Annotated in this window: 24 protein-coding genes and 2 pseudogenes; 11 read left to right on the top strand and 15 right to left on the bottom strand. The window is 60.1% G+C overall.

What is annotated here, in order from left to right:
• Positions 1–36 precede the first annotated feature (36 nt).
• Positions 37–795, bottom strand: a complete 759-nt coding sequence (locus tag AC0V2S_RS15170) for a Nif3-like dinuclear metal center hexameric protein (protein WP_475510461.1) — start codon at positions 793–795, stop codon at positions 37–39.
• A gap of 112 nt (positions 796–907) precedes the next feature.
• Here AC0V2S_RS15170 and algW point away from each other — a divergent pair, with 112 nt between their 5' ends.
• Complete coding sequence (gene algW / locus AC0V2S_RS15165) at positions 908–2,062, top strand: Do family serine endopeptidase AlgW (protein ID WP_475510460.1); 1,155 nt, start codon at positions 908–910, stop codon at positions 2,060–2,062.
• Between the two features lie 56 nt (positions 2,063–2,118).
• Here the strand turns inward: algW and hisC are convergent, their stop codons facing one another.
• The 10 genes from hisC to AC0V2S_RS15115 all read right to left on the bottom strand — a co-directional run bounded on the left by hisC (position 2,119) and on the right by AC0V2S_RS15115 (position 10,160).
• Entirely contained in the window at positions 2,119–3,171 is a 1,053-nt protein-coding gene (gene hisC / locus AC0V2S_RS15160; RefSeq protein ID WP_475510459.1) for a histidinol-phosphate transaminase, read from the bottom strand.
• Between the two features lie 82 nt (positions 3,172–3,253).
• The gene (gene hisD, locus AC0V2S_RS15155; protein WP_475510458.1) at positions 3,254–4,564 is read right to left on the bottom strand and encodes a histidinol dehydrogenase; all 1,311 of its coding nucleotides are present in this window, start codon (positions 4,562–4,564) and stop codon (positions 3,254–3,256) included.
• A 160-nt stretch (positions 4,565–4,724) separates the two neighbouring features.
• Positions 4,725–5,360, bottom strand: coding sequence for an ATP phosphoribosyltransferase (hisG, locus tag AC0V2S_RS15150; protein WP_108096159.1), 636 nt, complete (start codon positions 5,358–5,360; stop codon positions 4,725–4,727).
• A 79-nt stretch (positions 5,361–5,439) separates the two neighbouring features.
• Positions 5,440–6,705 carry a UDP-N-acetylglucosamine 1-carboxyvinyltransferase gene (murA, locus tag AC0V2S_RS15145; protein WP_457439086.1) on the bottom strand — a complete coding sequence of 422 codons (1,266 nt, stop codon included), beginning with the start codon at positions 6,703–6,705 and terminating at the stop codon, positions 5,440–5,442.
• 22 nt (positions 6,706–6,727) lie between these two features.
• The gene (locus tag AC0V2S_RS15140) at positions 6,728–6,967 is read right to left on the bottom strand and encodes a BolA family protein (protein ID WP_271195400.1); all 240 of its coding nucleotides are present in this window, start codon (positions 6,965–6,967) and stop codon (positions 6,728–6,730) included.
• A 147-nt stretch (positions 6,968–7,114) separates the two neighbouring features.
• The gene (locus AC0V2S_RS15135) at positions 7,115–7,426 is read right to left on the bottom strand and encodes an STAS domain-containing protein (protein ID WP_475510457.1); all 312 of its coding nucleotides are present in this window, start codon (positions 7,424–7,426) and stop codon (positions 7,115–7,117) included.
• Positions 7,416–8,072, bottom strand: coding sequence for an MlaC/ttg2D family ABC transporter substrate-binding protein (locus AC0V2S_RS15130; RefSeq protein WP_475510456.1), 657 nt, complete (start codon positions 8,070–8,072; stop codon positions 7,416–7,418). The genes AC0V2S_RS15135 and AC0V2S_RS15130 overlap by 11 nt, the downstream gene beginning before the upstream one ends.
• Positions 8,073–8,083: 11 nt before the next feature.
• Entirely contained in the window at positions 8,084–8,551 is a 468-nt protein-coding gene (gene mlaD / locus AC0V2S_RS15125) for an outer membrane lipid asymmetry maintenance protein MlaD (RefSeq protein ID WP_108096164.1), read from the bottom strand.
• Positions 8,551–9,351, bottom strand: coding sequence for a lipid asymmetry maintenance ABC transporter permease subunit MlaE (gene mlaE, locus AC0V2S_RS15120; protein ID WP_475510455.1), 801 nt, complete (start codon positions 9,349–9,351; stop codon positions 8,551–8,553). The genes mlaD and mlaE overlap by 1 nt, the downstream gene beginning before the upstream one ends.
• Positions 9,351–10,160 (bottom strand): ATP-binding cassette domain-containing protein, encoded by an 810-nt coding sequence (locus AC0V2S_RS15115; RefSeq protein WP_271195404.1) that lies wholly within the window; start codon positions 10,158–10,160, stop codon positions 9,351–9,353. Before AC0V2S_RS15115 ends, mlaE begins: the two co-directional genes overlap by 1 nt.
• 257 nt (positions 10,161–10,417) lie before the next feature.
• On the opposite strand from AC0V2S_RS15115, the gene AC0V2S_RS15110 reads away from it, so the two are divergent.
• From AC0V2S_RS15110 to AC0V2S_RS15065, 10 genes are all read left to right on the top strand, one after another.
• Entirely contained in the window at positions 10,418–11,392 is a 975-nt protein-coding gene (locus AC0V2S_RS15110) for a KpsF/GutQ family sugar-phosphate isomerase (RefSeq protein ID WP_475510454.1), read from the top strand.
• Entirely contained in the window at positions 11,392–11,916 is a 525-nt protein-coding gene (locus AC0V2S_RS15105; RefSeq protein ID WP_475510453.1) for a KdsC family phosphatase, read from the top strand. Before AC0V2S_RS15110 ends, AC0V2S_RS15105 begins: the two co-directional genes overlap by 1 nt.
• 9 nt (positions 11,917–11,925) lie before the next feature.
• A complete protein-coding gene (gene lptC, locus AC0V2S_RS15100) occupies positions 11,926–12,498 on the top strand; it encodes an LPS export ABC transporter periplasmic protein LptC (RefSeq protein WP_475510452.1) in 573 nt (190 codons plus the stop codon).
• Complete coding sequence (gene lptA / locus AC0V2S_RS15095; RefSeq protein WP_475510451.1) at positions 12,485–13,057, top strand: lipopolysaccharide transport periplasmic protein LptA; 573 nt, start codon at positions 12,485–12,487, stop codon at positions 13,055–13,057. Before lptC ends, lptA begins: the two co-directional genes overlap by 14 nt.
• On the top strand, positions 13,057–13,782 hold the full coding sequence (lptB, locus tag AC0V2S_RS15090) for an LPS export ABC transporter ATP-binding protein (protein WP_475510450.1): 726 nt from the start codon (positions 13,057–13,059) through the stop codon (positions 13,780–13,782). The genes lptA and lptB overlap by 1 nt, the downstream gene beginning before the upstream one ends.
• 173 nt (positions 13,783–13,955) lie before the next feature.
• Entirely contained in the window at positions 13,956–15,467 is a 1,512-nt protein-coding gene (locus AC0V2S_RS15085) for an RNA polymerase factor sigma-54 (protein WP_475510449.1), read from the top strand.
• Positions 15,468–15,593: 126 nt separating this feature from the next.
• The gene (gene hpf / locus AC0V2S_RS15080; RefSeq protein WP_457439073.1) at positions 15,594–15,902 is read left to right on the top strand and encodes a ribosome hibernation-promoting factor, HPF/YfiA family; all 309 of its coding nucleotides are present in this window, start codon (positions 15,594–15,596) and stop codon (positions 15,900–15,902) included.
• A gap of 14 nt (positions 15,903–15,916) precedes the next feature.
• Entirely contained in the window at positions 15,917–16,381 is a 465-nt protein-coding gene (gene ptsN / locus AC0V2S_RS15075) for a PTS IIA-like nitrogen regulatory protein PtsN (protein WP_271195410.1), read from the top strand.
• Between the two features lie 18 nt (positions 16,382–16,399).
• Complete coding sequence (rapZ, locus tag AC0V2S_RS15070; protein WP_475510448.1) at positions 16,400–17,254, top strand: RNase adapter RapZ; 855 nt, start codon at positions 16,400–16,402, stop codon at positions 17,252–17,254.
• A 34-nt stretch (positions 17,255–17,288) separates the two neighbouring features.
• On the top strand, positions 17,289–17,561 hold the full coding sequence (locus AC0V2S_RS15065) for an HPr family phosphocarrier protein (RefSeq protein ID WP_108096176.1): 273 nt from the start codon (positions 17,289–17,291) through the stop codon (positions 17,559–17,561).
• Positions 17,562–17,820: 259 nt separating this feature from the next.
• Here the strand turns inward: AC0V2S_RS15065 and AC0V2S_RS15060 are convergent.
• The 4 genes and pseudogenes from AC0V2S_RS15060 to AC0V2S_RS15045 all read right to left on the bottom strand — a co-directional run.
• Positions 17,821–18,431 (bottom strand): annotated as a pseudogene (locus AC0V2S_RS15060) (superoxide dismutase).
• A gap of 1 nt (position 18,432) precedes the next feature.
• Positions 18,433–18,900: a tetratricopeptide repeat protein gene (locus AC0V2S_RS15055; RefSeq protein ID WP_475510447.1), complete on the bottom strand. Its 468-nt coding sequence runs from the start codon at positions 18,898–18,900 to the stop codon at positions 18,433–18,435.
• A gap of 33 nt (positions 18,901–18,933) precedes the next feature.
• Positions 18,934–20,310, bottom strand: a complete 1,377-nt coding sequence (locus tag AC0V2S_RS15050; protein WP_475510446.1) for a class II fumarate hydratase — start codon at positions 20,308–20,310, stop codon at positions 18,934–18,936.
• A gap of 123 nt (positions 20,311–20,433) precedes the next feature.
• Positions 20,434–20,524: pseudogene (locus AC0V2S_RS15045) on the bottom strand (hypothetical protein); the annotation flags it as partial.
• Positions 20,525–20,790 lie beyond the last annotated feature (266 nt).

Raw genomic sequence — 20,790 nt, 5'->3', positions numbered from 1 at the left:
GAAACGATCTAGCGATATTCCCGCTAAACAGGGCCGCTACACAGGGTTGGGGCAGTCGATAAACAAGTGTTCGAGGGCGAAGCGTTTAGCCAGGTATTCGCCCAGTGCCTGCACGCCGTAACGCTCGGTGGCGTGGTGGCCGGCGGCGATAAAGCTGATGTCGTTTTCGCGAGCGCTGTGCACGGTTTGCTCTGAGGCTTCGCCGGTGAGGTACAGGTCGACGCCGGCGGCAATGGCCTGGTCGATATAGCCCTGGCCGCCGCCGGTGCACCAGCCGATGCGGCGGATCATCTGCGAGCCTTCTATTAATAGCGGCTCACGGCCGAGCACTTCCTGCACGCGGCGGGCGAAGTCGCGGGCGCTCATGGGTTCGTCGAGCGAACCGACCAGGCCGACTACTTTCGGGTTCTCCGGGTCCAGCGGGCCTTCGACGGTGATTTCCAGTTGCTGCGCCAGCTGCACGTTGTTGCCCACCTGCGGGTGCAGGTCGAGCGGCAGGTGGTAGGCCAGCAGGCTGATGTCGTTGTTCAGCAGGGTTTTCAGACGGCGCTGCTTCATGCCGACCACGCAGGGGTTCTCGCCTTTCCAGAAGTAGCCGTGGTGCACCAGCACCACATCGGCGTCGGCTTCGACGGCGGCATCGAGCAGCGCCTGGCTGGCCGTCACGCCGCTGACGATGCGCCGCACCTGCGGCCGCCCTTCCACCTGCAAGCCGTTGGGGCAGTAGTCGGCAATGCGCGCGGCGCCGAGAAAACGGTCGGCCTCGTCCAGCAGGGTGGTCAGCGCAATCGCCATAACATTTACTCTCCCGTACAAATCTAAGCTGCTTTTTATTGCCGCGACGGCCTCTATAATGGCCGCCACCTTAAGGGCCTGTCATGGCCCTCGCAACCCTCAGGATTTATCGATGTTCAAGGCTCTGCGTTATCTTGGCTGGCCGCTTCTGGTCGGTGTACTGCTCGCGTTGCTGATTATCCAGTACTACCCGCAATGGGTCGGCCTGCCGCGCCAGGATGTGCATATGCAGCAGGCGCCGCAATATGGCGTGGCTCAGCAGGGGCCGGTGTCGTACGCCGACGCGGTCACCGTCGCCGCTCCGGCGGTTGCCAACCTGTATACCACCAAGATTGTCAGCAAGCCGGCCAACTCGTTGTTCGAAGACCCGCAGTTCCGCCGCTTCTTCGGCAACAACCTGCCCAAGCAACGCCGCATGGAGTCGAGCCTCGGTTCGGCGGTGATCATGAGCCCTGAAGGCTACTTGCTGACCAACAACCACGTGACTGCCGGCGCCGACCAGATTGTAGTGGCGCTGAAAGACGGCCGCGAAACCCTGGCCCGCGTCATCGGCAGCGACCCGGAAACGGACCTCGCGGTCTTGAAGATCGACCTCAAGGACTTGCCGTCGATCACCCTCGGCCGCTCCGATAACGTCGCCATCGGCGATGTCGCGCTGGCCATCGGCAACCCGTTTGGCGTCGGGCAAACCGTGACCATGGGCATCATCAGCGCTACCGGCCGTAACCAGCTGGGCCTCAATACCTACGAAGACTTTATCCAGACCGACGCCGCCATCAACCCCGGCAACTCCGGCGGTGCGCTGGTGGATGCCCACGGCAATCTGGTGGGTATCAACACTGCGATTCTGTCCAAGTCCAACGGCTCGCAAGGCATCGGCTTTGCCATTCCGACCAAACTGGCGCTGGATGTGATGAAGGCGATTATCGAGCATGGCCAGGTGATTCGTGGCTGGCTAGGCATTGAAGTGCAGCCGCTGACGCCGGAATTGGCAGAATCGTTTGGCCTCGATGGCCGGCCCGGCATTGTGGTTGCCGGTATCTACCGTGACGGCCCGGCGCAGAAGGCCGGCCTGCAACCGGGCGATCTGATTTTGAGCATTGATGGTGAGCCGGCCAGCGATGGTCGTCGTTCGATGAACCAGGTGGCACGCGCCAAACCGGGCGAGAAAACCAGCATCGAGATCATGCGCAACGGCAAGCCGATGGAGCTGACGGCAGAGATTGGCTTGCGGCCGCCGCCTGCTACCAGTGATGCGAGCGAATAAGTCGCCCATCAACAAAAAGCCCGGCACTTAGCCGGGCTTTTTTATTCAGGCAGCCATTACAGCTGCTTCAACGCATCCACCAACGCCTGATTCTGCGCCGGATTACCAATGGTGATCCGCAGGAACTGGGCGATACGCGGCTTGTTGAAGTGCCGCACGATCACGCTCTGTTCCCGTAGGCCGGCGGCCAGGGTGGCAGCGTCCTTGTCCGGGTGGCGGGCAAAGATAAAGTTGGCGCCCGACGGCAGCACGTCAAAACCCAATGCGGTCATCTCGGCCACCAACTTCTCGCGGCTATCGATTACGGCCTGGCAGGTCTGCTGGAAGTAGGCTTTGTCTTCGAACGCCGCCGCGGCGCCGGCGATGGCGGCGCGGTCCAGCGGGTAGGAGTTGAAGCTGTTTTTGATGCGCTCCAGCGCCTCAATGAGGTCCGGATGGCCGACTGCAAAACCGACGCGCAGGCCGGCCAACGAACGGGATTTGGACAAGGTCTGGCATACCAGCAGGTTCGGATAACGGTCCACCAAACCGATGGCCGTCTCGCCGCCAAAATCGATATAGGCTTCGTCCACCAGCACGACGCTGTCCGGGTTGGCCTGCAGAATCTGCTCGATGGCGTCCAGCGCCAGCACGCAACCGGTCGGCGCGTTAGGGTTAGGGAAAATGATGCCGCCGTTGGGCTTGGCGTAATCCTGCGGGCGGATCTGGAACTGCTCGTCCAGCGGCACGGCGTCGAACGGAATGCCGTACAGGCCACAGTAAACCGGATAGAAGCTGTAGCTGATATCCGGGAACAGCAGCGGCTTGCCGTGCTGGAACAGGCCGTGGAAAGCGTGGGCCAATACTTCATCCGAACCGTTGCCGACAAACACTTGCGCTTGCTGCACGCCGTAATACTCGGCGACCGCGTGCTTCAAGCGCTCGCCGTTGGGGTCCGGGTACAGACGCAAGTTGTCGTTAAGCTCGGCCTGCATCGCAGCAATCGCCTTGGGCGACGGGCCATAGGGGTTTTCGTTGGTGTTGAGCTTGACCAGGTTGTTCAGCTTGGGCTGCTCGCCGGGTACATACGGCACCAGGTCTTTGACGAAGGGGCTCCAGAATTTGCTCATTGCCCTTCTCTCCTCAAAATTGTGTTGGGGCTGATGGGTTACGCCTTCGGCTAACCCATCCTACGGTCGTGCGTGGACCGATTTACGACTTGATGCGGTATTCGGCGCTGCGGGCGTGGGCGGTCAGCGACTCGCCACGGGCCAGCACCGAGGCGCTTTTACCGAGTTCCGATGCGCCCTCTGCCGAGCAATGGATAATCGACGAGCGCTTCTGGAAGTCGTACACGCCCAGCGGCGAGGAGAAGCGCGCAGTGCCGGAAGTTGGCAGCACGTGGTTCGGGCCAGCGCAGTAGTCGCCCAACGCCTCGGCGGTGTAGCGGCCCATGAAGATGGCACCAGCGTGGCGAATGTGCGGCAGCCAGGCGTCCGGGTCGGCAACGGACAATTCCAAGTGCTCCGGTGCAATGCGGTTGGCCACTTCGATGGCTTGCTCCATGTCTTTCACCAGAATCAGCGCGCCGCGGGTTTCCATCGAGGTGCGGATAATGGCTTCGCGTTCCATGGTCGGCAGCAGCTTGGCGATGCTGGCGGCCACCTTGTCGAGGAACTCGGCGTCGGGGCTGAGCAGAATCGATTGGGCGTCTTCGTCGTGTTCGGCCTGGGAGAACAGGTCCATGGCGATCCAGTCCGGATCGGTCTGGCCGTCACACACCACGAGAATTTCCGAAGGGCCGGCGATCATGTCGATGCCGACTTTGCCGAACACGTGGCGCTTGGCGGTGGCGACATAGATGTTGCCGGGGCCGACGATCTTGTCCACCGGCGGCACGCTCTCGGTGCCATAGGCCAGGGCCGCTACGGCCTGGGCGCCACCGATGGTGAACACGCGGTCAACACCGGCGATGCACGCAGCGGCCAGCACGATTTCATTGATTTCGCCACGCGGGGTCGGCACCACCATGACCACTTCCGGCACGCCGGCGACCTTGGCTGGAATGGCGTTCATCAGTACCGACGACGGGTATGACGCTTTGCCGCCCGGCACGTACAGGCCGGCGCGGTCCAGCGGCGTGACCTTCTGGCCCAGCACGGTGCCGTCGGCCTCGGTGTAGGTCCAGGAATCCTGCTTCTGTTTTTCGTGGTAGCTGCGCACGCGCTCGGCGGCCACTTCCAGGGCTTGGCGCTGGGCGGGCGTGATGCGGGTCAGGGCCAGTTCCAGACGCTCACGCGGCAAAATCAGGTCGGCCATGCTGTTGACGGTCAGGCCGTCGAAGCGCTGGGTGTATTCCACCAGGGCCGCATCGCCGCGCTCGCGCACGTTCTTGATGATGTCCAGCACGCGCTCGTTGACGCCGTCATCCGACACGCTTTCCCAGCTCAGCAGATGATCCAGATGCTTGGTGAAGCCCGGGTCAGCGGCATTGAGTCGGCGGATGGCGATAGGAGCAGTCATAACGGGCCTCGTGATAGTCATGGACATTCGGAACGGCAAAGCGTTGGGCTTTACCGGTTCTCGAGCGTCGCTAGGCTACCAAGCCAATCCTGTGGACGCCCGAGAAAGATGGCTATGACGAGGATAGGCAGGCGTGACCGATGGTCACGCACAAAGAGGTTTAGCCTCGGTGGTTCGCTTCCACCGCATCGCGCAGGGTATCGATCAAGGCCTGGATGCGCTTGTGCTGCATCTTCATGGAGGCTTTGTTGACGATCAGGCGGGAGCTGATGTGGGCGATCAGTTCCTGGGCTTCCAGACCGTTGGCTTTAAGCGTATTGCCGGTGTCGACGACGTCGATGATCTTGTCGGCCAGGCCAACCAGCGGTGCCAGTTCCATGGAACCGTACAGCTTGATCACTTCAACCTGACGGCCTTGTTCGGCGTAGTAACGCTTGGCCACGTTTACGAACTTGGTCGCCACACGCAGGCGGCCTTTGGGCTCCGGTACGCCAACGGCGCCGGCAGTCATCAGCTTGCAGCGAGCGATTTGCAGGTCCAACGGCTCGTACAGGCCCTGGCCGCCGTATTCCAGCAGCACATCTTTACCGGCCACGCCGAGGTCGGCCGCGCCGTGTTCGACATAGGTCGGCACGTCGGTGGCGCGCACGATGAGCAAACGCACATCGTCCTGGGTGGTAGGGATAATCAGCTTGCGGCTCTTGTCCGGGTTTTCGGTCGGCACGATCCCAGCCTTGGCCAGCAATGGCAGGGTGTCGTCAAGAATGCGGCCTTTGGATAAGGCGATGGTCAACATGGCGCGTTGTGTCCTTAAAACCTGGTTTCCGGCAGTTGCGCACCCCGCCCGGCAGAACGCCGAACGGGGCCTGGCTGTACTAGCCCGGTACGCGGCGAATTTTCGCGCCCAGCAACTGCAGCTTCTCTTCGATGCACTCGTAACCACGGTCGATGTGGTAGATGCGGTCGATCAGGGTGTCGCCTTCGGCCACCAGGGCCGAGATCACCAGGCTGGCCGATGCACGCAGGTCGGTGGCCATTACTGGCGCGCCCTTGAGCGTCTGGGTGCCGGTGACGATGGCGGTGTTGCCTTCGACCTGGATCTGCGCGCCCATGCGGGTCATTTCATACACGTGCATAAAGCGGTTTTCGAACACGGTCTCGATCACCGCACCAGTGCCTTCGGCAATGGCGTTCAGGGCAATGAACTGCGCCTGCATGTCGGTGGGGAATGCCGGATACGGAGCGGTACGCAGGTTCACGGCCTTTGGACGTTTGCCTTTCATATCCAGCTCGATCCAGTCCGGACCGGTGGTGATTTCCGCGCCGGCTTCCTGAAGCTTCAGCAGGACGGCTTCGAGGATGGTTGGATCGGTGTCTTTCAACTTCACCTTGCCGCCGGTAGCCGCAGCGGCCACCAGGTAGGTGCCGGTTTCGATACGGTCGGGCATCACGCTGTAACGCGCGCCGCCGAGACGCTCAACACCGTCGATGGTGATGGTGTCGGTACCGGCGCCGGTAATTTTCGCGCCCATGGCGATCAGGCAGTTGGCCAGGTCGACCACTTCCGGCTCGCGTGCGGCGTTTTCCAGCACGCTGCGGCCTTTGGCCAGGGTGGCGGCCATCATGATGTTCTCGGTACCGGTCACGCTGACGGTATCGAAGAAGAAGTGCGCACCGCGCAGGCCGCCTTCAGGCGCCTTGGCTTTGATATAGCCGCCTTCCACGTCGATGATCGCGCCCATGGCTTCGAGGCCACGGATGTGCAGATCGACCGGACGCGAACCAATCGCGCAACCGCCAGGCAGGGCCACTTCGGCTTCACCGAAGCGCGCGACCATCGGGCCGAGTACCAGAATCGACGCACGCATGGTTTTCACCAGCTCGTACGGGGCGATCAGGGTTTTGATGGCACGGGCGTCGACTTCAACGCTGAGCTTCTCATCGATCACCGGCTCAATGCCCATACGACCGAACAGCTCGATCATGGTGGTGATGTCGTGCAGGTGCGGCAGGTTGCATACGGTAACCGGCGCATCGGCCAGCAGGGTTGCAGCCAGAATCGGCAGGGCGGAGTTCTTCGCCCCGGAGATGCGGATTTCGCCATTGAGGCAAACGCCGCCGGTAATAATCAATTTATCCATAGGAGTCTCGTCGCCCGTGGGCTTAGGAACGCTCGGCCCAAGCGGCGCGGCTGAAGAATTTCATGGTAACCGCATGGATGCTGCCATCGGCGATCCACGGGTTGAGGTGGGCATAGACCTGCTGCTGACGCTTGACCGGGCTCATGCCCGCCAATTCATCACTGACGACGTTCAACTGGAAATTACAGCCTTCGCCTTCCACGTTGACCTCGGTATCGGACAGCTTTTCCTCAAGGAGGCTTTTAACTTCTACGGCCTGCATGCTAAACCTCAATCGGCGCCCTACGCGCGCGGGTCGGCCATGATACAAAAAGCCCCCCGCCTGCGAACCCCGGAATACGGAACACTGACAGAGGGCCTTCGAATTTTGCTAACTGCTTTTACTACTAATCGCCGCCAATCGCCGGCGTTACGCTTGTAACGGCAAAATCGTCAACAAGCCAGACACTTCGGCAATCTGCCGCATTTCCACTGGCAGCGCACGCACCGCCAAGGTTTTGCCGGCCTGCTTGGCCACCCGCATATAGGCCAGCAGCAGCGACAGCCCAACACTGCTGGAGTGCTCGACCTCGGCGCAGTCGACCACCACGGTGGTAGCGGCCGAGGCGCGAATCAGCTTCTCGCCTTCATCACGCAGCCCGGCGCCAGTACGAAAATCCAGCACGCCCACCAACTGCAAAACGCCGTCGGCCTGTTGGCGAATCACGCTATCAGTCGTCATGACCTGCAGCCTTCTGCCCGTCTTCGGTGTTCTTGGCGTTCGCCACTACCTGCGCCCAACCGTCGATGGTCTTGTCCAGGTCGTTGCCATTTTTCTGCATGGCGTCGGCGAACTGATCGCGGAATAGCTTGCCGATGTTGATGCCGTTAATAGTGACGTTACGCAGCATCCATTCGCCGTTCACCAGCGTCATGGTGTAGTTGACCGGGTACACGGTGCCTTTGGTGTCACGCACTTCCATATTCACGCTGGTGCGTTCCGGGTCGGACTGCTTGCCGCTGCTGGGCAACACGCGGATATCCTGATTGTTGTACTCCAGCAAAGCGTTGCCGTAGAACTCCATCAGGCTGCGTTTGAAGTTTTCTTCAAAGCGCTTCATCTGCGCCGGGGTGGCGTTGCGCGAGTATTTGACGGTCATGATGCTGCGGGAGATGCCGTCGGCATCCACCACTGGCCCGATGATGCGGTTCAGCGAGTCATAGAATTTCTGTGGGTCGGCCTTGTAAGCATCTTTATTGGCCTTAAGGTCGCTCAACAGTTCGTCAGTGGTTTTCTGCACGATGTCCTGCGCAGCCGGACCGGCAGACGCGAACAGAGGGAAAACCGCCAACAACACCAGCAGACCGCGACGCAGAGCGCTAACCATGCCTGTATTCCTCACTTGGATTCTTTGTTAACCGAGTTGATCAGGAACTTGCCGATCAAGTCTTCCAGTACTAACGACGACTGGGTGTCGTGAATGGTTCCGCCATCCTTGAGCAGCGCTTCGTCGCCGCCAACACTGATGCCGATGTATTTTTCGCCCAACAAACCAGCGGTGAGGATAGACGCGGTGGAGTCCACCGGCAGGTTATCCACACGCTTTTCCAGCTCCATGGTCACGCGGCCGGTGAAGGTGTCGCGGTCCAGGTCGATGGCGGTGACCTTGCCGATGCCGACGCCGGCCATGGTGACCTTGGCGCGCACGGTAAGCCCGGCCAGGTTGTCGAAATTGGCGTAGAGCTTATAGGTGTCCTGCCCGGCACCGACCGTCAGGCCGCTGACCCGCAAAGCCAGCAACAGCAAGGCCAACAGACCGGCCAAGAGGAACAGGCCGACACCAATTTCCAGGGTGCGGTTTTGCATCAGAAGTCTCCAAACATCAAGGCGGTCAAGATGAAGTCCAGGCCCAGCACGGCAAGCGAGGCATAAACCACTGTTTTGGTAGTCGCACGGCTGATCCCCTCGGACGTGGGCTCACAGTCATACCCCTGGAACACGGCAATCCAGGTCACTACAAAGGCGAACACAACACTTTTGATCAGGCCGTTGAGCACATCTTTCTCGAAGGACACGCTGTTCTGCATATTGGCCCAGAACGACCCTTCGAACACGCCCAACCAGTCCACCGCCACCATGGCGCCGCCCCAGATACCGACCACGCAGAAAATCATGGTCAGCAGCGGCAGCGAGATGAAACCGGCCCACAGGCGCGGGGCGATGATGTACTTGAGCGGGTCGACACCAATCATTTCCAGGCTCGACAACTGCTCGGTGGATTTCATGTTGCCGATCTCGGCAGTCAGCGCCGAACCGGCACGGCCAGCGAACAGAAGCGCAGTAACCACCGGGCCCAGTTCGCGCAGCAAGGTCAGGGCCACCATCTGCCCCACCGCTTGTTCCGAACCGTAGCTGGACAGAATATTGAAGCCCTGCAGTGCCAGCACCATCCCGATAAAGAGCCCCGAAACGACGATGATCACCAACGACATCACGCCAACCGAAAACAGCTGCTTGATCAACAAATGACCAAAGCCGTTGCCGACATTGCCGGTGCCGAACAAGGCGCGGAATAAAAAGACGGTGGAGCTGCCGAGCGCGCCGACGGTGTCGATGCCCGCACGGCCAAGCAGGCGAATACGTTCGCCAATGGATTTTCTGCGCATCAACGCGTCCCCAACAGGTCGTCGCGGTAGTCCGCAGCCGGGAAATGGAACGGCACCGGCCCATCGGCGACGCCTTTCATAAATTGACGGATGCGCGGGTTGTCCGACTCCATCAATTCCTTGGGCGTGCCGTGGCCGAGCACCTGAGTATCGCCCACTACATAAAGGTAGTCGGAGATGCTGGCGGTTTCGGCGAGGTCGTGGGAAACCACGATGCTGGTGATGCCCAACGCATCGTTAAGCAGGCGAATCAGGCGCACCAGAATGCCCATGGCGATGGGGTCCTGGCCTACGAAGGGCTCGTCGTACATCAGAATCTGCGGATCCAGCGCAATGGCGCGCGCCAGGGCAACTCGGCGTTTCATGCCGCCCGACAGCTCGTCCGGCATCAATTCGATAGCGCCACGCAGGCCAACGGCTTCGAGCTTCATCAGCACGATGTCGCGGATCATGTCTTCGGGTAATTGAGTGTGTACGCGCAGCGGGAAGGCGACGTTCTCGAATACATCGAGATCGGTAAACAACGCGCCGCTCTGAAAGAGCACGCCCATTTGTTTGCGCATATCGAACAGATCGCTGCGCGAAAGCTCGGGCAGGTTCTGACCATTGACCAACACCTGACCGCTGGCCGGCCGCAACTGGGCGCCCATCAAACGCAGCAAGGTGGTTTTGCCACTCCCGGAAGGCCCCATGATGCCGGTGACCTTGCCGCGAGGAATGGAAATATCGACATTCTTGAAAATGCTGCGCGAACCGCGCATGAAGGACACGCCCTTCAGCTCGACCGCGTAGGCGTGATCGGCACTCATCTGAACTCCTTGGTACAACCGCCTATCAGACGTCATGTCTCACGGTGGGGACACCACGGGAGTGAACATGCCGGACAGGGCGGCAACTATATCACCGGCATCTGGCCGCGCCCAAGGTACAAACCCGGCAAAGGTGTTACAGCAGCGGGAAAAACGCATTTGCGCGCCTGTGACGCAACGCGCCTACATTCAAGGGTGAGCCGAACCGGCTTTGCCGCTATAATCCCCGCCTTTTCACGCGGCCACTGTCTTTAGTTATGAACCAGACCAACGACTTGATCCAATCGGCACTGCGCACCGTGCGCCTCGAAATCGAAGCGGTGGAAGGCCTGCTCCCGCGCATCGACGCGGCTTTCGTGAAAGCCTGCGAATTGATTCTGGCCAGCAAAGGCCGCGTGGTTGTGGTCGGCATGGGCAAGTCCGGGCACATCGGCAACAAGATCGCCGCCACCCTGGCCAGCACCGGCACCACTTCGTTTTTCGTGCACCCGGCCGAGGCCAGCCACGGCGACATGGGCATGATCACCCGCGATGACGTGGTGCTCGCCCTGTCCAACTCCGGCTCTACTGCCGAAATCGTGACCCTGCTGCCGCTGATCAAGCGCCTGGGCATCACCCTGATCAGCATGACCGGCAACCCCGATTCGCCGCTGGCCAAGGCCGCCGAAGTCAACCTCGACGCCCGCGTTGCCCATGAAGCCTGTCCGCTGAATCTGGCACCCACTTCTTCTACCACTGCCTCGCTGGTACTCGGCGACGCACTGGCCATCGCCCTGCTCGAAGCACGCGGGTTCACAGCTGAAGACTTTGCCTTTTCCCACCCCGGTGGTGCGCTTGGCCGACGTCTTCTGCTGAAAGTGGAAAACGTGATGCACACCGGCGAGCAACTGCCGAAGGTGCAGCGCGGTACGTTGCTGCGCGACGCGCTGATGGAAATGACCCGCAAGGGCCTGGGCATGACCGCGGTGCTGGAAGCCGATGGCAGCCTCGCCGGGATCTTCACCGACGGCGATTTGCGCCGCACCCTGGACCGCGACCTGGATATCCGTTCGGCCACCATCGACGAAGTGATGACCGTGCACGGCAAGACCGCACGCCCGGACATGCTCGCTGCCGAAGCATTGAAGATCATGGAAGACCACAAGATCGGCGCGCTGATCGTGGTGGATGAACAGGACCACCCCATTGGCGCCTTCAACCTGGGCGACCTTCTGCGCGCGGGAGTGATGTGATGAGTAACGACCTGCTGCAACGCGGCAAGGCCATCAAACTGGCCGTATTTGATGTGGACGGTGTGCTCACCGACGGCAAGATTTACTTCCTGCCCGATGGCGGTGAGTTCAAGACGTTCAGCACCCTGGACGGTCAGGGCATCAAGATGCTGATCAACTCGGGCGTGCGCACCGCCATCATTACCGGGCGCTCCTCGCCAGTGGTTGAGCGCCGCGCACAAAACCTCGGCATTCATCATTTGTATCAAGGCCGCGAAGACAAGCTGGTGGTTCTTGACGAGCTTCTGGCCGAACTCGGCCTAAGCTATGAACACGTTGCTTATCTGGGTGACGACCTGCCTGACCTGCCGGCCATTCGCCGTGCGGGCCTGGGCATGGCTGTCGCCAACGCCAATGACTTTGTCCGCCAACACGCCGATGGTGTGACCACCGCGCGCGGCGGCGAAGGTGCGGCACGCGAATTCTGCGAGCTGATTCTGCAAGCCCAGGGCAATCTCGAAGCGGCTCAAGCCGCCTACCTATAGAGCCAACGCATGCTACGCAAACTGCTTCCCTACGTATCCTTTGGCCTGGCGGCATTGCTTGTCGCGGCCCTTGGGTATTGGAACCTGAACCCGGAGAGTCTGCTCGAGCAGAAACCTCAGGCCAGCACCGACAATGCCGTCGACTTCTATGTCATCAATGCCAAGAGTGTGGAATTCCAGGCTGACGGCACCCTGCACTACGAGATGACCAGCGACAAAGTCGAGCACCTGAAAGAAAGCGACAAGAGCCTGGTGACCAAGCCGGATCTGTTGCTCTACCGGGAAACCTCGCAGCTGCCCTGGCATATCCAGAGCGAGCGCGGCGAAGTGGCGCCAGGCGGCACCGAGGTCGAACTGATCGACAACGTGCGCATTGCCCGCACCGACGAAAAGAATCGCCCCACCATCATCACCAGCAGTCGCATGACCGTGTTCCCGAACAAGGAATTTGCGCAGACCCAGCAAGCCGTTAGAATCGAGGCCGCCAATGGAGTGACCACGGCTAATGGAATGAAAGCGTATTTGAAAGACAGCCGGGTGCTCCTGCTGTCCAACGTAAGAGGCCAGCATGAGGTTCGTTAACAAATTTTCCCTGCACACCCTGTCCCTGCTTTTGAGCCTGGGCGCGGCATTTGCCAGCTCCAGCGCCTGGGCCTTGGTTACCGATCGTGAACAACCGATTCGCGTACAGGCCGACAGCGCCGAGCTCGACGACAAACAAGGTGTGGCGGTGTACCGCGGCGACGTCGTTATCACTCAGGGCAGCATGAAGATCACCGGCAACACCGTGACCATCACGCAAAACCCGCAAGGTGATATCGAAGTGTTTACCGCCGTGGGCAACCCGGCCTATTACGAGCAGAAACCGGCGCCGGACAAACAGATCGTCAAAGCCTACGGCCTGACCATCCAGTATTTCGCCGCCAAAGACCGCATCGTGCTGATCGACCAGGCCAAGGTGATTCAGGAAGGCAACACCTTCGAAGGCGAGAAAATCGTCTACGACACCCAGCGCCAGATCGTTAACGCCGGCCGTGCCAATGGCACCAACGTCACCAGCCCGCGCCCGCGTATCGACATGGTTATTCAGCCCAAGACCAAACCCGCTGGCGCCCAGCCGGCCGACAAACAGGCGCAGTAATGGCGACTCTTAAAGCCCAACACCTGGCCAAAGCTTACAAGGGCCGCCAGGTGGTTCGTGATGTCAGCCTGTCGATTGAAAGTGGTCAGATCGTTGGCCTGCTCGGCCCGAACGGCGCCGGCAAAACCACCTGCTTCTACATGATCGTCGGTTTGGTAAACGCCGATCAGGGCCGCGTGCTGATCGACCAACAGGACGTCACCCACCTGCCCATGCACGGTCGTGCACGCGCCGGTATCGGTTATCTGCCGCAAGAAGCGTCGATCTTTCGCAAGCTCTCGGTGGCCGACAACATCATGGCCATTCTCGAAACGCGTAAAGAGCTCGACAGTGCCGGCCGCCGCAAGGAACTGGAAAGCCTGCTGCAGGAATTCCATATCAGCCATATCCGCGACAACCTCGGCATGAGCCTGTCCGGTGGTGAACGTCGCCGGGTGGAAATCGCCCGCGCGCTGGCCACTGCGCCAAAATTCATTCTGCTGGACGAACCGTTCGCCGGTGTCGACCCGATTTCTGTTGGCGATATCAAACAGATCATTCATCACCTCAAGGCCAAAGGCATTGGCGTGCTGATCACCGATCACAACGTGCGTGAAACCCTGGATATCTGCGAAACGGCCTATATCGTCAATGACGGCCAGCTGATTGCCGAGGGCGACTCTGCAACCATCCTGGCCAACCAGCTGGTGAAAGAGGTGTATCTGGGTCATGAGTTCCGCCTGTAACAGGCGCCCGCAGTACCCGTCTGTAGTGAATTTCGGACACGCACTACAGACTTCGATTGAGGACTAGGCAAACCCCTCAAACATAGGCATATAATTTGCTTCCTGGTGGCGCTCATGCGCCCTCGTTGTGGAAAGCGCGTATGCGCCGGCGAATAAGGTCTTAAGCCCCCTCCATGAAACCATCGCTCGTCCTAAAAATGGGCCAGCAGCTGACGATGACACCGCAGCTGCAACAAGCCATCCGCTTACTCCAACTGTCGACCCTGGATCTGCAACAAGAGATTCAGGAGGCGCTGGAGTCCAATCCCATGCTCGAACGCCAGGAAGAAGGCGAGGACTTCGACAATAGCGATCCGCTGGCCGATGGCGCCGAAAGCGCGCCCGCCGCGCCGAACAGCGAAGAGTCCTACCAGGACACCAGCTACCAGGAAACCTCGGCGCCTACCGTCGACAACCTGGAAGAAGGCGAATGGAACGAACGCATTCCCAATGAGCTTCCCGTCGACACCGCCTGGGAAGACATCTACCAGACTAGCGCGAGCAGCCTGCCCTCCAACGACGATGATGAGTGGGACTTCACCACCCGCACCTCGGCCGGTGAAAGCCTGCAAAGCCATATGCTCTGGCAGCTCAACCTGGCGCCGATGTCCGACAAGGACCGGCTGATTGCCGTCACCCTGATCGACTGCATCAACGACCAGGGCTACCTGGAAGAAACCCTCGAAGAAGTGCTGGACGCGTTCGACCCGGAGCTCGACATCGAGCTCGACGAAGTCGAAGCCGTGCTGCACCGCATCCAGCAATTCGAACCCTCCGGCATTGGCGCGCGCGACCTGCGCGAATGCCTGCTGCTGCAACTGCGTCAGCTGCCCGCCAAAACCCAATGGCTGGCCGAGGCCCAGCGTTTGGCTGGCGACTACCTCGACCTGCTCGGCGGCCGCGATTACAGCCAACTGATGCGCCGCATGAAGCTCAAGGAAGACGAGCTGCGCCAGGTCATCGAGCTGATTCAAAGCCTCAACCCGCGCCCGGGCTCGCAGATCGAAGCGAGCGAACCGGAATACGTGGTGCCTGACGTTATCGTGCGCAAGCACAACGATCGCTGGCTGGTGGAGCTGAACCAGGAAGCGATGCCGCGTCTGCGGGTCAACCCGCAATACGCCGGTTTCGTGCGTCGTGCCGACTCCAGCGCCGACAACACCTTCATGCGCAATCAGCTGCAAGAGGCGCGCTGGTTTATCAAAAGCCTGCAAAGCCGCAACGAAACGCTGATGAAAGTGGCCAGCCAGATCGTCGAGCACCAACGTGGGTTCCTCGACTACGGCGACGAAGCGATGAAACCCTTGGTGCTGCACGACATCGCCGAAGCGGTGGGCATGCACGAATCGACCATCTCACGCGTTACCACGCAGAAGTTCATGCACACCCCGCGTGGCATTTACGAGCTGAAGTACTTCTTTTCCAGCCACGTCAGCACCTCCGAAGGCGGCGAATGCTCGTCCACGGCGATCCGCGCAATCATCAAAAAACTGGTTGCCGCGGAAAATGCGAAAAAGCCGTTGAGTGACAGCAAGATCGCTGGTTTACTGGAGGCACAGGGCATTCAGGTAGCCCGTCGCACAGTCGCCAAGTACCGCGAATCCCTCGGGATAGCGCCCTCCAGTGAACGTAAGCGACTGATGTAAACGTTATTCAGGGTTCGCCCGGCGAACCCTGCTCTGGCAAGACGACTACACTGATCCAAGGCCAAAGTGTTCCGGCGACAAGCCCGATAGCTTGTCTCTTACACACGGCAATAAGGAGAAAGCGGTATGCAAGTCAACATCAGTGGACATCAGCTGGATGTGACCGACGCCCTACGCGACTACATCGACGAGAAACTCAGTCGATTGGAACGCCACTTCGACAAGATCACCAACGTGCAAGTGACCATGGAGGTCGAGAAGCTCAAGCAGAAAATCGAAGCGACTTTGCACATCGCCGGAGGCGAAGTGGTCGCCAACGCCGAACATGACGACATGTACGCTGCCATCGATCTACTCACCGACAAACTCGATCGCCAACTTATCAAACATAAGGAAAAGCAGCTGGGTCGCCTGCAAGGCGCCACAGTCCGCTGACACCAACCCAACCCATGATTCGACTTGAAAATATCCTGACCCCCGGCCGCTCCCTTGTGGGCGTGCCGGGCGGCAGCAAAAAGCGTGTACTCGAACAAATCGCCAACCTGGTCGCGCGTGAATTGCCCGACCTGGACGGCCAAGACATTTTCGAAAGCCTGGTGGCCCGGGAAAAACTGGGCTCCACCGGCTTTGGCAATGGCATCGCCATTCCCCACTGCCGCTTGCCCGGCTGCACGGCGCCGATCAGCGCCTTGTTGCGCCTGGAGTCGGCGGTTGATTTCGACGCCATCGACGGCGCGCCGGTAGACCTGCTGTTTGTGTTGCTGGTACCCGAAGCCGCCACCGATGAACACCTGGAGCTGTTGCGCCAGATCGCCAGCATGCTTGACCGCAGCGATGTCCGCGACCAACTGCGCCACGCCCCCACCAGCGAACGTCTTTATCAGGTTGTCGTAGACGTACAAAACGGCCGCTAGGCGAACGGGTGACTGTGCATGCGTTTGATCATCGTCAGTGGCCGGTCCGGTTCAGGCAAGAGCACAGCGCTGGATGTGCTCGAAGACAACGGCTTTTACTGCATCGATAACCTGCCCGCCGGGCTTCTGCCCGAGCTTGCCGAACGCTCCCTGCTGCACACCGAATTGCTGCAACCGCTGGTAGCCGTGTCCATCGATGCGCGCAACCTGCCCAGCCAGCTCAAACGTTTTCCAGAAATTCTCGCCGAAGTGCGTGCCCGGCATATCCACTGCGATGTGTTGTACCTAGACGCCGACGACGACACCCTGCTCAAGCGTTTTTCCGAGACCCGTCGCCGCCACCCGCTGACCACCGACGAGCGCTCGCTGGCCGAAGCAATTCACGACGAAAGCGTGCTGCTGAGCCCGATCACCGATCTGGCCGATCTCAAGATCGACACCACCCACCTGAACCTCTACCAACTGCGCGACACCTTGAAGCTGCGCCTGCTGAACAAGCCCGAACCAGGCACGGCATTTCTGGTGGAGTCGTTCGGGTTCAAGCGCGGCATGCCGGTGGATGCCGATCTGGTATTCGACGTGCGCTGCCTGCCCAACCCCTACTGGAAGCCCGAACTGCGTGAGCATTCGGGGTTGGATTCGGTGGTTGCCGAATACCTGCAGGAACAGCCCGACGTACAGGAAATGTACGACGATATTTACGCCTACCTGCACAAATGGCTACCGCGTATCGCCGCCAGTAACCGCTCATATGTCACAGTCGCTGTTGGTTGTACGGGCGGTCATCATCGCTCGGTCTACCTGGCGGACCGGCTGGGCAAAGAACTGAAAAAAACCCTGAAAAACATCCAGGTTCGTCATCGCGACCTTTAGAGTCGCGAGGCCTTATAGAAGGACTTAAGCAGCAATGCCTGCCTGCGAAATCACCATCATCAACAAGCTCGGCCTTCACGCCCGCGCCGCCGCCAAATTTGTCGGCGTAGCCGGTCGTTTTCCGTGCCAGATCCGCATCGGCCGCAGCCCCGAAAGCTGTGTAGACGGCAAGAGCATCATGGCCGTCATGATGCTGGCCGCCGGCAAAGGCACCGCCATTCACCTGAGCACAGACGGCGAACAGGGCGATGAAGCCCTGGCTGCATTGGTGGAATTGATCAACAACCGCTTCGACGAAGGCGAGTAATCCCCTCCCCCACTCAGCGCGTCAGCGCGGCGTCCAGCAGCATCATCCAACGAGCAGGGCACGCTGCCCTGCGGCGCACGCCACAGGTGAGGATGGGCAACCAGCAGCGCCTCGGCCTGGCGAAACAGCAGAAAGCCGCCCGCCAGCAAGATGGCAAAGCCCAGCGAGCGACGCAGTATTTTACCGCCAGCGGCGGCCAGCGTTTGCAACGAAACGGGCATGAACAAACCTTGTCAGCAAACCACCGACGCCGGTGTTTTCAACTCAACGCCTGACGATAACGGCGCAACACTTCGGGCCAATTGATCACGTTGAAAAACGCGCCTATGTATTCCGGCCGACGGTTCTGATAACGCAGGTAATAGGCGTGTTCCCACACGTCCAGGCCGAGAATTGGCGTGTTGCCAGTCATCAATGGGCTGTCCTGGTTACCGCTACTTTCCACCAGCAGTTTTTTCTCCGGGGTGACGCTCAGCCACGCCCAGCCGCTGCCGAAACGAGTCAACGCTGCCTTGGTAAAGGCTTCCTTGAATTTGTCGAAGCCGCCCAGCTCCCGTCGATGGCTTGCGCCAATTCGTCTTGCGGCAAGCCACCGGCGTTCTCGGCCATTACCTGCCAGAACAACGAATGATTGGCGTGGCCGCCGCCGTTGTTGATCACCGCACCACGCAGGCTTTCCGGCACGTCCTTCAAACGAGTCAGCAACTCTTCCACCGGCAACTGCCCCAGCGGATTGCCTTCCAGCGCCGCGTTGAGGTTGTTGATATAGGTCTGATGGTGCTTGCTGTGGTGAATCTCCATGGTCTGCGTGTCGATATCCGGCTCGAGCGCGCCATAGGCGTACGGCAGCGGGGGCAGGCTGTAGGTCATGTTAGGACTCTCCATAAACGCGATGACTCAACACCCGGTGACCAGACTTGATCACCAGCTGTGGCTTGTGGGTAATGCGCGAGCAGGCCAACAGGTACTCGGTGCTCGGGTACTGGCCGTGTTCGCTGATAAAACCGAGCAGTTCCGTGTAGGTGCGCTGGCTATGGCGTAGAGCGGTGTCGCGCAGGATGTTGGAGAGGCGCGGATTTTCCGACGCCTCCAGCAAATATTCATGCACGGCGCAGAGGTATTCGGCCGCCTCTTCCGGCTGGCCGATACGCAGGTGTAAATCAGCCAGGTTGTGGTGGGAAATCACCAGCGCGGCCACCGCTTCATCGGTATTGGCCCAGCGATCGAACAGCACCTGTGCCAGAGCCAGCGCCTGCAGATACTGCTCACGCGCCGAATAGAAATCACCGGCGCCGAACAGCTGATTGCCAATCTTCATCATGCCTTGCCAATGCTTCATGGTCCGCTCCTGCGCAGGTTCAGATCGAGAGGGTTACAAGCCGCCGGCGGTGAGTTTTTCCGGATTAAGCAACTGCTCCAGTTGGTCGCGGCTGAGATCGGTGTGCTCCAGCGCCACATCGATAATCGCGCGGCCTTCCTTGTAGGCCTGCTTGGCGATCTCGGCGGCCTTCAGGTAGCCAATGATCGGGTTCAACGCCGTAACCAGAATCGGGTTACGGGCCAGCGCTTCATTGAGCTTGGGTTGGTTGACCTTGAAGGTGGTGATGGCGCGGTCGGCCAGCAGCCGCGTGACATTGCTCAACAGCTCGATGCTGTACAGCAGGTTTTGCGCGATCACCGGCAGCATCACGTTCAGTTCGAAGTTGCCCGATTGGCCGGCAACGGTGATGGCGGCATCGTTGCCGATCACCTGGGTGGCGACCATGGCCACGGCTTCCGGAATTACTGGATTGACCTTGCCCGGCATGATCGAGGATCCCGGCTGCAGCGCTTCCAGCTCGATTTCCGCAAGCCCGGCCAGCGGCCCGGAGTTCATCCACCGCAGGTCGTTGGCGATTTTCATCAGCGACACGGCGGTGGTTTTCAGCTGGCCGGATACTGCAACGGCGGTGTCTTGCGAGCCGATCAGGGCGAAGAAGTTATCCCCAGGGGTGAAGTGCAGGCCGGTCAGTTCTTTCAGCTCAATGCAGAAGGTTTCGGCAAAACGCGGGTGGGCGTTGATGCCAGTACCCACCGCCGTGCCGCCTTGGGCCAGCGCTTGCAGGCTCGGCAGCAGCAGGCGCAGGTGCTGGATATTGCTTTGAATCTGCTGCGCCCAACCGTCGAGCACCTGGCTCATGCGCACCGGCATCGCATCCATCAAGTGTGTGCGACCGGTCTTCACATAGGGCTGCACTTGCAGCGACTTTTCACACAGCGCGCTAAGCAAATGGCCGAGCGACGGCAGCAAACGCTCCTGCAATTCGATAGCGGCGCTGACGTGGATAGTGGTCGGAATGATGTCGTTGCTGCTCTGGCTGCAATTGACGTGATCGTTCGGGTTCACCGGCTCGCCGAGAATGCGGCTGGCCAAGGTGGCGATCACTTCGTTGGCGTTCATATTGGAACTGGTGCCGGAGCCGGTCTGGAATACATCCACCGGGAAGTGCGCCATAAAATCGCCCGCGAGCAATTCCTGGCACGCACCCACAATCGCTTCGCCCTGTTCCGGGGTGATTTGCGTGAGCTCGACGTTGGCCCGCGCGGCGGCGGCTTTGGCCAGAATTAGCGCGCGGATAAACGGGGTCGGCATACGCAGCGCCGAGATCGGGAAGTTATCCACAGCGCGCTGGGTTTGCGCGCCGTACAACGCCTCGGCAGGGACCGCCAGCTCACCCATGCTGTCGCGTTCGGTGCGGAAGTTACTCATAGGGATTTCCTTGTGCCAGTTCAGAAAAAGCGATGGAGGGCGTCATCTGCAGCGTGGCCAGCCGATTGCGCAGCCGATTTAGCGTGCTGTGCTGGGCCCGTTCCTGGGCCAGGTGCTGGATGGCGTAAAGCGAGCGGTAGGCGTGGTCGAGGCACAGGCTGCGCCAATGCCAGGGCAGCACGGGGTCGCAGGCGGTATCGAGGAGCAGATTCAGGGTACTGACCGACATCTTCCACGGGCACAACTGGCCGTGTTCGACCAGCTCGCAGCCCTGCGTCCAGTGCACTTCGAGCAGGCGCGGTTCGTTCGGCAGCAGGGCGCAGCGAATGCGCAAACCCTGCCAATACCAGCAGTCCAGACAAGGGCCAAACGGGGATCGCAGCGCCATGGCTCAACCTCTAAAAGACTTGATGACATTTATTCTTATTTAGGAAGAATAATCAACAGTCGATTTAAAGATCGAATTTAAGGCGTAAAAAT

This window comes from Pseudomonas sp. CC11G (assembly GCF_056174845.1).
This window is presented reverse-complemented; position numbering and strand designations above follow the sequence as displayed.

What these genes read in the sequence shown, in the direction of transcription:
- AC0V2S_RS15170 (WP_475510461.1), bottom strand. Translation starts at nt 795, where the DNA reads ATGGCGATTGCGCTGACCACCCTGCTGGACGAGGCCGACCGTTTTCTC.
- algW (WP_475510460.1), top strand. Translation starts at nt 908, where the DNA reads ATGTTCAAGGCTCTGCGTTATCTTGGCTGGCCGCTTCTGGTCGGTGTA.
- hisC (WP_475510459.1), bottom strand. Translation starts at nt 3,171, where the DNA reads ATGAGCAAATTCTGGAGCCCCTTCGTCAAAGACCTGGTGCCGTATGTA.
- hisD (WP_475510458.1), bottom strand. Translation starts at nt 4,564, where the DNA reads ATGACTGCTCCTATCGCCATCCGCCGACTCAATGCCGCTGACCCGGGC.
- hisG (WP_108096159.1), bottom strand. Translation starts at nt 5,360, where the DNA reads ATGTTGACCATCGCCTTATCCAAAGGCCGCATTCTTGACGACACCCTG.
- murA (WP_457439086.1), bottom strand. Translation starts at nt 6,705, where the DNA reads ATGGATAAATTGATTATTACCGGCGGCGTTTGCCTCAATGGCGAAATC.
- AC0V2S_RS15140 (WP_271195400.1), bottom strand. Translation starts at nt 6,967, where the DNA reads ATGCAGGCCGTAGAAGTTAAAAGCCTCCTTGAGGAAAAGCTGTCCGAT.
- AC0V2S_RS15135 (WP_475510457.1), bottom strand. Translation starts at nt 7,426, where the DNA reads ATGACGACTGATAGCGTGATTCGCCAACAGGCCGACGGCGTTTTGCAG.
- AC0V2S_RS15130 (WP_475510456.1), bottom strand. Translation starts at nt 8,072, where the DNA reads ATGGTTAGCGCTCTGCGTCGCGGTCTGCTGGTGTTGTTGGCGGTTTTC.
- mlaD (WP_108096164.1), bottom strand. Translation starts at nt 8,551, where the DNA reads ATGCAAAACCGCACCCTGGAAATTGGTGTCGGCCTGTTCCTCTTGGCC.
- mlaE (WP_475510455.1), bottom strand. Translation starts at nt 9,351, where the DNA reads ATGCGCAGAAAATCCATTGGCGAACGTATTCGCCTGCTTGGCCGTGCG.
- AC0V2S_RS15115 (WP_271195404.1), bottom strand. Translation starts at nt 10,160, where the DNA reads ATGAGTGCCGATCACGCCTACGCGGTCGAGCTGAAGGGCGTGTCCTTC.
- AC0V2S_RS15110 (WP_475510454.1), top strand. Translation starts at nt 10,418, where the DNA reads ATGAACCAGACCAACGACTTGATCCAATCGGCACTGCGCACCGTGCGC.
- AC0V2S_RS15105 (WP_475510453.1), top strand. Translation starts at nt 11,392, where the DNA reads ATGAGTAACGACCTGCTGCAACGCGGCAAGGCCATCAAACTGGCCGTA.
- lptC (WP_475510452.1), top strand. Translation starts at nt 11,926, where the DNA reads ATGCTACGCAAACTGCTTCCCTACGTATCCTTTGGCCTGGCGGCATTG.
- lptA (WP_475510451.1), top strand. Translation starts at nt 12,485, where the DNA reads ATGAGGTTCGTTAACAAATTTTCCCTGCACACCCTGTCCCTGCTTTTG.
- lptB (WP_475510450.1), top strand. Translation starts at nt 13,057, where the DNA reads ATGGCGACTCTTAAAGCCCAACACCTGGCCAAAGCTTACAAGGGCCGC.
- AC0V2S_RS15085 (WP_475510449.1), top strand. Translation starts at nt 13,956, where the DNA reads ATGAAACCATCGCTCGTCCTAAAAATGGGCCAGCAGCTGACGATGACA.
- hpf (WP_457439073.1), top strand. Translation starts at nt 15,594, where the DNA reads ATGCAAGTCAACATCAGTGGACATCAGCTGGATGTGACCGACGCCCTA.
- ptsN (WP_271195410.1), top strand. Translation starts at nt 15,917, where the DNA reads ATGATTCGACTTGAAAATATCCTGACCCCCGGCCGCTCCCTTGTGGGC.
- rapZ (WP_475510448.1), top strand. Translation starts at nt 16,400, where the DNA reads ATGCGTTTGATCATCGTCAGTGGCCGGTCCGGTTCAGGCAAGAGCACA.
- AC0V2S_RS15065 (WP_108096176.1), top strand. Translation starts at nt 17,289, where the DNA reads ATGCCTGCCTGCGAAATCACCATCATCAACAAGCTCGGCCTTCACGCC.
- AC0V2S_RS15055 (WP_475510447.1), bottom strand. Translation starts at nt 18,900, where the DNA reads ATGAAGCATTGGCAAGGCATGATGAAGATTGGCAATCAGCTGTTCGGC.
- AC0V2S_RS15050 (WP_475510446.1), bottom strand. Translation starts at nt 20,310, where the DNA reads ATGAGTAACTTCCGCACCGAACGCGACAGCATGGGTGAGCTGGCGGTC.